Here is a 12357-nt window from a genome sequence, read left to right on the forward strand (position 1 = left end):
AGTTGCTGCTGGCCTTATTGCTTATACATTCCAACCTAAAAAACCGAGCTTGAATCTACGGGATAATGAGATCGCTATTTTTAAGCGAAGCTGAGGTTAATTAACCTAATGGAGAATAAAAAACATTCAGGATAGGGTGTGCAATAGTTTATTGATAGAGGAATAATCTAATGAGTACGAGTATATGTATCGTTACTTATAGCGGTGTTGATGCTACTAACTACAGCCTAGTTAGTGGGCAAACTGCAGTATATCTAGATGTGAATTCCGCCACGCCATCTAATTTTCTAGGCGAGATTGAGAGTAAGGCGCTCCATGATGCCAAAGCGATTAACCCTAATGTAACAAGAATTCTTATTGATAAGGTATTCCAGTTGTCGTAACTCAACCTATCCAACAACTAACCCGCCTCGCGGGTTTTTCATTTCTAAGACCGCCGAGTGCGGTTTTTTTTTGCGCCCTAAAAAAGAGGTCTCGCATGGCTTTTATTAAAGATGCTGTTTCTTCCCTGTTGGGAGGTGGCAATGATACGTCATGGCAGTGGGCTGAACATCTACACCCAGCCTCGTTCCGGGGTGTGCCGTTTGCGGTGGTCTCCGGGGAAAGTGTCTTCGGTCGCCGTCAGGCCGTGCATGAATACCCGTATCGTGATACGGCGTGGCTGGAGGATTTAGGCCGAGCTACCCGGCGGATCACGTTGCGCGGTTTTATCATTCAGAACAGCGCGGTGTATCACGCGCCGGATGTGATCACCCAGCGTAAAAATCTGGTGGCGGCCTGTGAAACCGGTTCAACGGGCACCTTAGTCCATCCGACGCTGGGGGAACTGACGGTCAGTGTGACCGAAAGTGGCCTGCGCATGAATGAAAGCAAGGAATTTGGCCGGGTATTTGAGTTCACACTCACTGTGATTGAATCGGGGCTGAAAGTCTTTGCGATCTCCGAATACATCGGGTTGTCTATGAACGTCAGCGGGTTAAGCGAGCTTTCGTCCGGACAAGGGTATCAGGCGGTCGAAATCGCCAGTGCCCAAGACCCGGAAGCGGAAAAGATGCGTTACCGCAATTACGTCACCATCATCGAAAGTACATTGTACTCACATCAGCGACAGCAGGAGGCCATTGACTGGGAAATGAACCGTCGTTATGGCCGTTCAAAGGTGCTCAAGGTACTGGTCGACAGTTGGCGCGATGTCAGCGGGACGTTGTGGACACCCAACACCCTGATACCGATCCACTTGCCGGTTTTTGGGCTGGAATCTGAACAGTGGCTGCTGTCTGAAGTGTCTTATGTGCGTAATAAGGACGATGGCACGCGGGCCGAACTGACGCTGATGCCGCCGGCTGCCTTTACTGTCCAGCCGTATGAATTTTATTCCACCCTGATGGAACTGCGCAATGGAGGTTACTGACGTGATGGACGTTAAGAATTTATATCGCCGGGCGATGATGATGCTCGGTTTAGGTCGGGTCACCACTTGTAATGATAAGGGGGTTATCCAGCAAATTCAGTATCAGACGGAAATGGAGGTCCGGGACAACACCCACCGGATGGCGGAGTTTGGTTTTTCCTCCGGATTACCGGCAAATACTGATGTAGTACTGGCGTTTTTAGGCGGGGACCGCTCCAATGCGGTGGTGATTGGCAGCAACCATAAGCAGTACCGGCATCAGGGATTAAACTCCGGCGAAGTGGTGGTGTACAACCAGTGAGGGCTGCATATTCTGCTGACGGAATCGGGAATCACGGTGGAAGCCAAAGGTCAGCCTGTGACAGTTAATAACGCATCTAAAGTGACTGTTAACGCCTCCACTGAAGTGTTGCTCAATACGCCTGTGCTCAAAGTCACCGGTAATGTGATTGATAACTGCAACACCAATACCACCACGATGAAGCAATTACGGGATAGCTACAATCGTCATACGCATCCTGTTTCGGGTGTGAGAGCAGGGGATTCAACGGTGCAGAGCCAGATAACGGGGGATATCGTCAAATGAGTGATATCACCTCCTGGTGGAATGTGAAAAATATCCACGCTGACTGGTTAGCCGGGCGCGGGGATATCGTTACCGGCAATGACCTGCAAACCGCCATCATTATCAGTCTGTTTACGGACCGGCAAGCGAGAGCTGATGATGCCATTGACGGCACCGACCGCCGGGGGTGGTGGGGCGACAGTGGTGTGGATTATCAGATTGGCTCCCGGTTATGGCTGTTGCACCGACAGAAACTGACGACGGCTGTAGCGCTGGCGGCGGAAGGCTATGCCCGTGAAGCGTTGCAATGGATGCTGGACGATGGCGTGGCGTCTGCGATTGATATCCACACGCAGATTGTCTGGCCTGACCGACTGAATATGATGATCCGTTATCAGCGTCCGGGGCGGAATAACGAAGACCTGCGTTTTTTCTGGGTATGGGAGCGAGAAAATGCCGTTTAAACGAAAGACCCTGACCGAACTTAGGGCACAGAACCGCAGTTATTTACAGTCAGAATTACAGAAAACCGGCCCGTTACTACGCTTTTCCAATATGGGCGTACTGGCGGATATGGATGCCGGCATGGCACACCTGCATTACGGTTATCTTGATTACATGGCCCGACAAACCACCCCGTTTACGGCTACCGACGAATGGTTGGCAGGCTGGGCCGCGTTAAAGAAAATCTTCCGCAAACCAGCCACCGCCGCCCAGTGTGACCATTATCAGTTCACTGGCGTGGCAGGAACGATGATTCCCGCGCAAACAAGGCTGAACCGGGGAGATGGCTATCAGTATCAGACCGTGACAGAAACCCGTATTGATGAGCACGGGAGAAGCGCTGTTCGGCTGATAGCTATACTACCGGAGAGTACCGAAGATGATTCCGGCGGCGGTGCGGCAGGGAACGCCCCGGCAGGCACGATATTAACACTGGACCAGAGTCTGGCCGGCGTTGATGTGGAAGGTACGGCGATAGTGCCGATTACCGGTGGGGCAAATATCGAAAGTGAGGCGAATTTTCGCTCCCGTATGCTGTTGGCTTATCAGGGGACGCCACAGGGTGGCTCTGATGATGACTACAAACAGTGGGCGCTGTCCGTGCCGGGCGTTACCCGTGTCTGGGTCAGACCAAGAGCGGCGGGAGCCGGGACAGTGGGTGTCTATATCATGTGTGATAACAACGGTCACGATGGCTTTCCTGTCGGCAAGGATGGCGTTTCCTCGCAGGAATCGTATGCTGTTCATGCTACGGGGGACCAATTGCGCGTGGCTGACCATCTTTATGTCTTACAACCCGTCACGGCTTTAGTTTGGGTGTTATCTCCCATTAAACATCTGCTTGATTTCACTATCAGTGGCTTGTCTCATGTTGGGACAGCGGTGACCGGTCGCATTAATGACGCGATTAATAACATGTTGTTTGAAAGTGGTAATCCGGATGGCACCGGGCGCATTCTGCTCTCCGAACTGCAATATGCCATTGCTGACGTGCCGGGCACAGCAGGCTTTGTGATCACCTCACCGACAGACAATATCACGTTGCCGGTGGGACATTTACCCTTACGCGGGAAGGTGACTTACACATGAAACCATACAGCGTGGCAGCGTATACCACGGCGCTTAATGGCTTATTGCCTACCGGGATGGCGTGGACCCGAACACCGGATTCGGTGATGAGTGCGGTTGTACGGGCGATTGCGAGGAGCTATCACCGCAGTGACCAGGATGTGCATTTGTTACTGGACGGCAGTTTTCCGGCCACAGCAACGATTATGTTGCCGGAGTGGGAGAAGTCTTTAGGCTTGCCGGATGACTGTGCGATTGGGGAAATTGACAGTATCTCTCTGCGGCAAAAAGCGGTGGTGTCGAAGTTATTACGCACCGGCGGGCAGTCAAAATCTTATTTTATCGGTCTGGCGGCCGAGCTGGGCTTTCGTATCACCATCACTGAATTTCGGCAGGCCAGAGCAGGCATGTCAGCCTGTGGTTCGGCTCTGAACGGTGGTGACTGGCTGTTTGTCTGGCGGATTAATGCCCCGGAAACCACGATGAACTATGCGGTAGCGGGAGGAAGTTATAGCGGGGATCCGCTGCGCTCATGGGGCAACCGGAAACTCGAGTGTCAGTTCCGACGGATAAGCCCGTCTCACACCATTCTACAATTCGGTTACAGCCAGTAACGATTATTTATTCAGTTTACCTTTCTTTTTTATCACCTTCATTGAGTGAGGATGTGTTATGCAAAAAATCGGTGACATTACCAACACCGCAGACAGTCACGGTGAGTTTACCAACGGGAATGTGGCCGCCGGTATCCCGCCCACACTGTTGGAAGCGGAGTGGTTTAATACCTTACAGCGAGAAATTATTAATGTGTTATCTAAAGCAGGAATAAAGCTGAATAAAAATAATGATGTGCAATTAGCTGAGGCGATATCTCAAATAATTTTTAACGGCGCACTCGAAAAAGCACAGAATGGAGCAGACATTCCGGATAAACCGACGTTTGTGAAGCATCTTAATTTTATAGAGCAGCAAACAGGTGCTTCTACGACCACCGTAATGAGTCAGCAGGCGGTGACGAATGCGATTACTCACGCCACACCGGATGCGTCAACAACGCAAAAAGGGGTGGTTCAGCTGACGAGTTCGCGCGTTTCCAGCTCTGAAGCACATGCCGCTACAGCGAATGCCGTTGCGCAAAATTACAATGATATTCGGGCATTGCAAGAAAAAACAAGCGATGCGTCAACAACACAGCGGGGCTTAGTTCAGCTCTCAGACTCTCGCACCTTATTTTCATCATCAGTTGCGGCGACATCTCTTGCTGCCTCTCAAAATTACATGGACATGCGAGGAATGCTTGGCAATATCGGCAAAACAGGAAGGGAATTAGGGGTGACCTACGAAAGCAAGCAGGGGTTCGCTGTTTTTGTCCATGTTGATGGTATTTCCTCCACGGGGTCTAATTTTCTCAGTGCGGTGGTGAATGACGTTAACTTTCGCGGTTCCATGTGTGCCCCTTTAGCCAATCAGCGAATTGCTATCAGTTTTATGATACCTGCGGGGGCGACCTATTCGGTCTGGCAACATTCCGGCGTCGTTACGGATTTGGTTTGGGTGGAGACAGATAAACGATGAACATGAAATATTTTAAAGACGATAACAATACGGTGTATGCGTATGAAGCGGATGGTTCACAGGATGAGTCTATCAAGCCACACTTGTTGCCCATATCCCGGGGCGAAGCGATGGCGATTGTCAATCCGCCGCCGACACCTGAGCAATTAGCGGCGGAAGCTGAAGCGCAAAAACGCTATCTCATGTCACAGGCAGCAATCACCATTGCACCATTCCAGGATGCCGTTGACCTCGACATGGCGACGAAAGAAGAGAAAGCCGCTCTGCTCAAATGGAAAAAATACCGTGTCCTGCTCAACCGGGTGGATTGTTCCACTGCCCCCGATATCGTCTGGCCTGAACAGCCGGAGTGAGGGGAATAATCACTACCGCCCTGCTCCATATTGAAGTTGGGCGGTGTGTTATTTTTGTAATACATCATATATTGGAGTGTGCGATTCCTGATATTTTATCAATATAATCAGCAAACCATTGCATCATTTCTCGACGCGAATCTAAGTATTGTGCGTGGTTATATACGCCCCTGATACTATTGCTATCGACATGAGCTAATTGTTTTTCGATGACATCATGATCAAATTTATGCTCATTGAGGATTGTACTAAACTGGTGACGAAATCCATGACCACTAGCAATACCGTCATAACCTATTCTTCGAATAACCAGCAGAACAGCATTTTCGCTAATGGATTTTCTCTTGTCATTTCTTCCGGGAAATACAAAATCTGAAATAGATGAAGTTATCGGTTTTAAGTTTTGAAGTAACTTAAGAACCTGATCTGACATAGGCACAACATGCATTCTACGGCCTTTCATTATAGAAGGGTCGATGGTTATGATTCGATTATCAAAATCGACGTTCTTCCATAACATGCTTCGCATTTCTTTAGTTCTTAATGCTGTGTATTGCAAGATTTGAGTTGCAGTTTTGGATATAACGCTACCGGAGTATGCTGATAATGCCTGATTAAATGAAGGTATTTGGTCAATAGTAAGAAATGGGTAGTGTTCTTTGCGATATCCAGTCATAGCATTAGCCAAATCTGGAGCAGGATTATATTTCGCTCTACCAGTCACTATTGCATATCTGAATACTTCTCCGCATCTACGTCGAGCTTTACTGGCTCTTTCCATAGCTCCTCGTTCTTCGAATAAACGAATAACTTTGAGTAAAATCATTGGTTCTATTTCTTCCATTGTCATATGACCAATAGCAGGCAGGATGTCGTTATCAAACATTGCCTTTATCTCTTTAGAGTAGCTTTCAGACCAAAATCCAGTTTTGAACTCATACCATTCTTTAAATATATCAGCAAAAATATCTTGCTGTTTGCTTGTGAGCTTTTTCTTTTTTGAAAGATCTGAACCACTAGCTAACTCTTTCTTTAATTCAAATACCTTACTTCTTGCTTCAGCGAGGGATACTTCCGGATATTTACCCACAGTATGAATTTTTTCTTTTCCCTCAAACTGATAGCGCAATTGCCATACCTTTTTTCCAGATAACGGAACATATAGATACAAGCCGTTACTATCTGATAGGCGGTATGGTTTTTCTTTTATCTTAGCGGAGTTGACCTGTTTCACAGTGAGCATTGGGTAAAATTCCATTGGGTAAAATTTTTACCCAGATAAGCATGAGGATGTCAACGAACTAATATGAGTTTCTACGAACGGCTATTTCCCGTTAACGCTGATAAACAATAGGCTTTGAGGACTTATAAGAACGGTGGTGAACTGTGAATGGCGCCCCCTGCAGGAATCGAACCTACAACTAGCCCTTAGGAGGGGCTCGTTATATCCATTTAACTAAGAGGGCATTTTACTGCTTGTTTCAGGCCGTTTCTGAAACGCCCGTATCTTAGCTCTTTCTGCCTGTTTTAATCAAGTTTTTTGCATTTGTTTGTTTCACCCTATCTTCTTTAGTTTTTTGTTATAGTCAACTCATTACTTACTATTGTGTACAGATTGAGTACATAATCGCACTTCATTTTGTGAACAATTTATAACCATAACCTTGAGTGTTATTACCGGCTGATTTTAATGACCCTATAAAAAAATCAAGATTGTCAGTTTTTTTGTTCGAACATCACTCAATTGAAAATTGAAAATTGAAAATTAAAGTGATCAATAAAAACTGACCACTCGTTATAAAAAAATATCTCGTTACTCTGAATCACTTAATTATCACACCATCTGAAACAAAAACGTTTAGTTTCTCCAGTTGCCTTCAATACATCACCTAACTTTTTTGCATCAGGAATGGACTGAGCAATATAGTCGTATGTAATGTTGTAATCATGTACAATTGAAATTCCGACTATAATTTTTGAATATCTTCCAAGGTGGTAAGTTACACCATCAACTGTTACATAAAGAAACTTATCATAGAATAAATCCAACATACTTCTAAAACATTGCTGTTTTTTATAAGAATGCGCATTGAATAAAAGAAAACCACCAGACAATCCTGCAAATAACCTTTCTGACCAATAGAAAAATCCTATTTTGTCTGCATCAATAGGTGTGTTATTTTCGATAACAGATAATTTACCAAAAGGCGGCCTATTCTGGTTTGATTGTGATTCACTATTGTATCCCCAATGCATATTTTCTAATTCTATTTCTGGATCGGAAAAATTAAATTTCTCAGCATCAAGCGTAATGTCAAGCTCCAATTTATATTCTGTTTCTGATGTGTCAATTTTTGATTTATTATTATCGACCATAATCTCCTCACTTATTATTGATCTGCGATAAATAAGGCCGTGCATTGCACGGCCCGGAAAATTTATTCAGTACCTCTATCTGAAATATTTATCTTTTATCCAGTATAAGAGCTGGCTCTGCAGCAACATAGCCCTGTAAAATACCTTCTTTATAAATTCCTACAATACACTCATAATACATTGTACGCATAGTGCCATTTGCAGGCATCATATTAACTTTGCTCATCCAGTAGTAATTTCTTATTGCCTGCATATTCACATCTAATGGATTTCTTACATCGACAACCGGAATATATTCTATGCCCTGTACAACCTTGTGAGGTTCTAACATTGTCATCATGTCATCCGGCATGACGTTCATCATTGAATCCAGTTTTATCAGTGCAACTGAATAGTCTAAATTCATATTTAATGTCATTACTTTTACGCGCAGCATATCGCCAGCATCACATTTAATGACTAAATTACCTGAACTATTAACTGACGCAAGTCTGTCATCCTCAGGGATATAAGTGATATATTTTTTAAAAATACCCTCAGACCAAAGTGAAACAGGATTATTAATATCTTTACTAAGCTTGCCAAAATCATTCATAATATCTTCGGCTCTGATACCAACTAATATATCAATCATTTTAGACATTATAGTGCCCTCATTTATTCATGGTATTAGCATATTTTATTACACAAAAAATATAACACTCTAACTGAGTTTTCTTTATAAGTTACTTACGGAATACATAATAGCAAAATAATATAAAGTCAAAACCTCAAAAAACACTTATGCACGAGATATTTTTATCATAATAAAAAGGTTAAATTGTATTTCAGATTTAAAAACTTAACTAAAAATTAAAATAAGCGACTAAAAACTATATTACTCTTCATTCAGAGAATGACTAAAATAAATATTATTGTATTATAGAAGAATTTTTAAAAAGAAATTTACACTGGAATAATAATATAACAATATTAATAATATTATTGCGAAACCAGATGTTCTACCTCTGATTTTTATATTACCTCTAAAGTTAAATAGATATACAATTTACTCCAGTGTATAATCGCTAACTATTACTTCAGCTACTACATTAATTTTTACTCTTCGTCTTTCAAGTTACTTCTTTATTGCCCGCAACACCTCTTGAAATCCATTGAGTATATATCTTATGAATTTTGAGTAATCGCCTGAAAAACGGCAAATATAAATTCAGGAGAAAATATGTTTGGTAAAGGTACTGTAATCAAGAACTACACCAGCGCTTATCCAACTCCGATCCGGTTACAGTCTGGTGATATCGTTTCAGTCAGCCACTGTGATATAGAGTACCCTTATTGGGTGTGGACAACGGATAAATCAGAAATAAGTGGCTGGGTTCCCCAACAGATCCTGCGTTTGACTCAAATTAATCAGGCAATCTGTATGGAAAACTACATTGCACATGAATTAACTGTAAAAGCAGGCGAATTACTCTATCTGGAAAATTTATTGAATGGTTGGTTCTGGGCCCACAAAGAGTGTGGTGAAACAGGCTGGATACCACAAGATTATATAACTCAGGAGATTTAAGTAATGAAGTTTGTTCCCGATTATCGTGATGTTTCAGAAGCCCACGCCCGCATTAAAAACTATATCCACAAAACTCCGGTATTTACCTCAAATACGGTTAATCAGATATTCGACGCTGAAGTCTATTTCAAATGTGAAAACTACCAACGAATGGGAGCATTTAAATTTCGCGGCGCAATGAATGCGTTATCCCAGTTTAGTGATGAACAGAAAAAAAACGGGGTTGTTGCTTTCTCTTCCGGTAATCATGCTCAGGCTATTGCCTTAGCTGCTAAGATGCTCAATATTCCAGCCACAATTGTGATGCCACATGATGCCCCTAAAGCCAAAATTGAAGCAACAAAAGGTTACGGTGGCAAAATTGTTTTTTATGACAGATACACTGAAGATAACAAGGCCATAAGCCAAAATCTGGCAGAAAAACACGGGTTGACTTTAATCCCGCCTTACGATCATCCACACATTATTGCAGGGCAAGGCACTGTAGCCAAAGAACTCTTTGAGGAAATCGGCGAACTGGATACTCTGTTTGTCCCGCTCGGTGGCGGTGGTCTGTTATCCGGCTCAGCATTATCTGCTTCTCAGTTGTCCCCGAAATGTCAGGTTTTTGGTGTTGAACCTGAGGAGGGTAATGACGGGCAACAATCTTTCAGAAAAGGTGAGATTGTCTATATTGATACCCCAAAAACGATTGCAGATGGCGCACAAACACCACATCTAGGTCAGCATAATTTTGACATTATTCGTCACCTTGTGACAGATATTCTGACAGCCTCAGATAAAGAGCTGGTTAATGCGATGTATTTTCTGGCAGAGCGAATGAAAATGGTTGTTGAGCCAACAGGTTGCTTGGGTTTTGCTGCGGCAAGAGCGATAAGGGAACAGTTGCAGGGCAAGCGTATCGGTATTATTTTGAGCGGAGGGAATATCGACATGCAACGATACTCCCAGTTACTGGCAAATAAATAAACCAATATATTTTACAGATCCTGTCCTCTATTCGGGGCAGGATTTCTTAGGTTATTTTGCTGCTCCTGCTTCAGTCTCCGCCATAGTGTCGTACGGCTGATCCCAAGATATTCCGCCGCAGCCTGCCGGTTACCTGAAAAATGCGCCACAATATCACTCAATGAAATATCATGCTCCAAAGGTGATTTTTCTGTAAAAGAATGAGATGCGGCTTTTACTACTTGCATATTATTCATGACGCCAATTTCAACCTGACGCTCAGGAGAAAGTGACAATATCAGAGCAGGAGTTAATATCTGTTCAGGATTAGCACTCGTATAAAGAGCAATTCGCTCCATCAGGTTACGCAGTTCTCTCACATTACCCGGCCAGTGATAAGACCGTAATACTTCATCACACTGAGAAAGCTCACGCGTTCTTAAAGGTGAAACACGCAAATTAAGAGCCGCACATGCCCGCCGAAAATACTCCTGAGCCAGCATACTGATATCGTTTTCCCTCTCCCGTAACGCAGGAAGATTAATGCGCAATACATTTAAACGATAAAACAAATCAACACGGAAGCGCCCTTCCCTTACCCACTGATCCAAATCAACATGAGTTGCACAAATAATACGCACATCAACGGCAATCGGACGATATCCCCCAACTCTGACAACCGATTTTTCTTCTAAAACTCTCAATAACCGGGTCTGTAGCGGCAATGGCATTTCACCAATTTCATCCAGAAATAACGTTCCCCTGTGCGCAACTTCAAATAACCCAGCCCGCCCGCCACGTCGTGAACCCGTAAATGCACCTTCTTCGTAGCCAAACAATTCTGCCTCTAATAACGATTCGGCGATTGCTCCGCAATTAACAGCAACGAATGGCCGGGGATGTTTTCTTTTTAACTGCCCATAGCGAAGGGTATATTCATGATGGATAGCCTGTGCAACCAGCTCCTTTCCGGTACCACTTTCTCCCTGAATCAATACGGTCGCTGTCGAACGGGCATATAACGTGATTGTACTTCGTACACGATCCATTGCCGTGGAATTTCCCCGAATATCATTGATCGTATGTCGGATACGCAGTTTATCTTCGGTAGGATAAGGTGAAATTACTGCCTGATTAAGTCTGGCCATCTTAGCCATATCCAGAGCATCATGAAATGCCTGCCGGATAGAATCAGCAGAATAGACAAAAACACCCACCAGCCCCGCTTCATACGCCAAATCGGTGATCAACCCAGCTCCCACAATTACCTGAATACCATCTGCCTTCAGCGCATTAACCTGTGTTCTGGCATCCTCTGCCGTTGCATAGCTGCGTTGTTCTATACTCAGATGAAAACGTTGCTGAAATTCCTCCAGCGCAGGTAAGGTGTTTTGGTAGGAGATGACGCCAATGCGGGAGCTGATTTGCCGGGCGCGAGCCAATGCCTGCATGAAATCAAAACCACTGGCTTTGGCTATGATCACCGGTACTGATAGCCTGCTTTTCAGGTAGGCGCCATTAGAACCCGCACATATTACGGCATCACAATGTTCGTTTTCCAAACGCTTACGGATATGTTGTACCGCCTGTTCAAAACCAAGATGGATCGGTGTGATATCAGCCTGATGATCAAACTCCGGTGTAATATCGCGAAAAAGGTCAAAAAGGCGGGAGATAGAAACCGTCCAGATAACAGGTTTATTGCTGTCACGCTCTGAGGCATGTATTGGCATGATATACCTCCTTTTTTCTTTTCTGCTCATTTTTTATTACGTTTCACTTAAACAAAATAAAACAACAATGAAACACAATTGTTCAAAATTGAAACGAGTATATATTATAATCAGCAGAAAGTCAGAAACGACATCACAGCAAAAAATAATTATCCATTTGATTATTAAATTAAAATAAAAATACCTCTCTCTATTCCCTATCCTTTCCTCCCATTTCTGCTTTTTGGCATAAGCCTTGCTTTGTTAATCAGTTA

Annotated in this window: 12 protein-coding genes, 1 tRNA gene and 4 pseudogenes; 12 read left to right on the top strand and 5 right to left on the bottom strand. The window is 44.1% G+C overall.

Annotated elements, in window-relative coordinates; genetic code table 11:
- From Xsto_RS23005 to Xsto_RS22330, 10 genes and pseudogenes are all read left to right on the top strand, one after another.
- Nucleotides 1-94, top strand: a pseudogene (locus Xsto_RS23005) (IS982 family transposase); the annotation flags it as partial.
- Between the two features lie 76 nt (nucleotides 95-170).
- Nucleotides 171-383: a hypothetical protein gene (locus Xsto_RS15590; RefSeq protein ID WP_099125633.1), complete on the top strand. Its 213-nt coding sequence runs from the start codon at nucleotides 171-173 to the stop codon at nucleotides 381-383.
- A 95-nt stretch (nucleotides 384-478) separates the two neighbouring features.
- Nucleotides 479-979: pseudogene (locus Xsto_RS22770) on the top strand (DNA circularization N-terminal domain-containing protein); the annotation flags it as partial.
- 72 nt (nucleotides 980-1051) lie between these two features.
- Nucleotides 1052-1411 carry a phage baseplate assembly protein gene (locus tag Xsto_RS23010; RefSeq protein ID WP_422646203.1) on the top strand — a complete coding sequence of 120 codons (360 nt, stop codon included), beginning with the start codon at nucleotides 1052-1054 and terminating at the stop codon, nucleotides 1409-1411.
- A gap of 4 nt (nucleotides 1412-1415) precedes the next feature.
- Nucleotides 1416-1997 (top strand): annotated as a pseudogene (locus tag Xsto_RS15600) (phage baseplate assembly protein domain-containing protein).
- Nucleotides 1994-2440: a phage GP46 family protein gene (locus Xsto_RS15605; RefSeq protein ID WP_099125635.1), complete on the top strand. Its 447-nt coding sequence runs from the start codon at nucleotides 1994-1996 to the stop codon at nucleotides 2438-2440. The pseudogene Xsto_RS15600 and the gene Xsto_RS15605 overlap by 4 nt, the downstream one beginning before the upstream one ends.
- Entirely contained in the window at nucleotides 2430-3569 is a 1140-nt protein-coding gene (locus Xsto_RS15610; RefSeq protein ID WP_099125636.1) for a baseplate J/gp47 family protein, read from the top strand. Before Xsto_RS15605 ends, Xsto_RS15610 begins: the two co-directional genes overlap by 11 nt.
- Entirely contained in the window at nucleotides 3566-4162 is a 597-nt protein-coding gene (locus tag Xsto_RS15615; protein WP_099125637.1) for a YmfQ family protein, read from the top strand. The genes Xsto_RS15610 and Xsto_RS15615 overlap by 4 nt, the downstream gene beginning before the upstream one ends.
- A 58-nt stretch (nucleotides 4163-4220) precedes the next feature.
- A pseudogene (locus Xsto_RS23015) lies at nucleotides 4221-4673 on the top strand (tail fiber protein); the annotation flags it as partial.
- A gap of 482 nt (nucleotides 4674-5155) precedes the next feature.
- Entirely contained in the window at nucleotides 5156-5476 is a 321-nt protein-coding gene (locus Xsto_RS22330; RefSeq protein WP_280176249.1) for a tail fiber assembly protein, read from the top strand.
- A gap of 64 nt (nucleotides 5477-5540) precedes the next feature.
- Here Xsto_RS22330 and Xsto_RS15630 read toward each other — a convergent pair whose 3' ends face one another.
- The 4 genes from Xsto_RS15630 to Xsto_RS15645 form a co-directional block, all read right to left on the bottom strand.
- On the bottom strand, nucleotides 5541-6719 hold the full coding sequence (locus tag Xsto_RS15630; protein ID WP_099125639.1) for a tyrosine-type recombinase/integrase: 1179 nt from the start codon (nucleotides 6717-6719) through the stop codon (nucleotides 5541-5543).
- Between the two features lie 148 nt (nucleotides 6720-6867).
- A tRNA-Arg gene (locus Xsto_RS15635) sits at nucleotides 6868-6942 on the bottom strand.
- A gap of 361 nt (nucleotides 6943-7303) precedes the next feature.
- On the bottom strand, nucleotides 7304-7852 hold the full coding sequence (locus tag Xsto_RS15640) for a DUF7823 domain-containing protein (RefSeq protein ID WP_099125640.1): 549 nt from the start codon (nucleotides 7850-7852) through the stop codon (nucleotides 7304-7306).
- Nucleotides 7853-7940: 88 nt separating this feature from the next.
- A complete protein-coding gene (locus tag Xsto_RS15645) occupies nucleotides 7941-8495 on the bottom strand; it encodes an AidA/PixA family protein (protein ID WP_099125641.1) in 555 nt (184 codons plus the stop codon).
- A gap of 579 nt (nucleotides 8496-9074) precedes the next feature.
- On the opposite strand from Xsto_RS15645, the gene Xsto_RS15650 reads away from it, so the two are divergent.
- Nucleotides 9075-9422: an SH3 domain-containing protein gene (locus tag Xsto_RS15650; protein WP_099125642.1), complete on the top strand. Its 348-nt coding sequence runs from the start codon at nucleotides 9075-9077 to the stop codon at nucleotides 9420-9422.
- Nucleotides 9423-9425: 3 nt separating this feature from the next.
- Entirely contained in the window at nucleotides 9426-10391 is a 966-nt protein-coding gene (locus Xsto_RS15655) for a threo-3-hydroxy-L-aspartate ammonia-lyase (RefSeq protein WP_099125643.1), read from the top strand.
- Between the two features lie 11 nt (nucleotides 10392-10402).
- Here the strand turns inward: Xsto_RS15655 and prpR are convergent, their stop codons facing one another.
- Nucleotides 10403-12103 carry a propionate catabolism operon regulatory protein PrpR gene (gene prpR, locus Xsto_RS15660; RefSeq protein ID WP_099125644.1) on the bottom strand — a complete coding sequence of 567 codons (1701 nt, stop codon included), beginning with the start codon at nucleotides 12101-12103 and terminating at the stop codon, nucleotides 10403-10405.
- Nucleotides 12104-12357: the final 254 nt, after the last annotated feature.

The organism is Xenorhabdus stockiae (assembly GCF_002632825.1).
Classification (GTDB): domain Bacteria; phylum Pseudomonadota; class Gammaproteobacteria; order Enterobacterales; family Enterobacteriaceae; genus Xenorhabdus; species Xenorhabdus stockiae.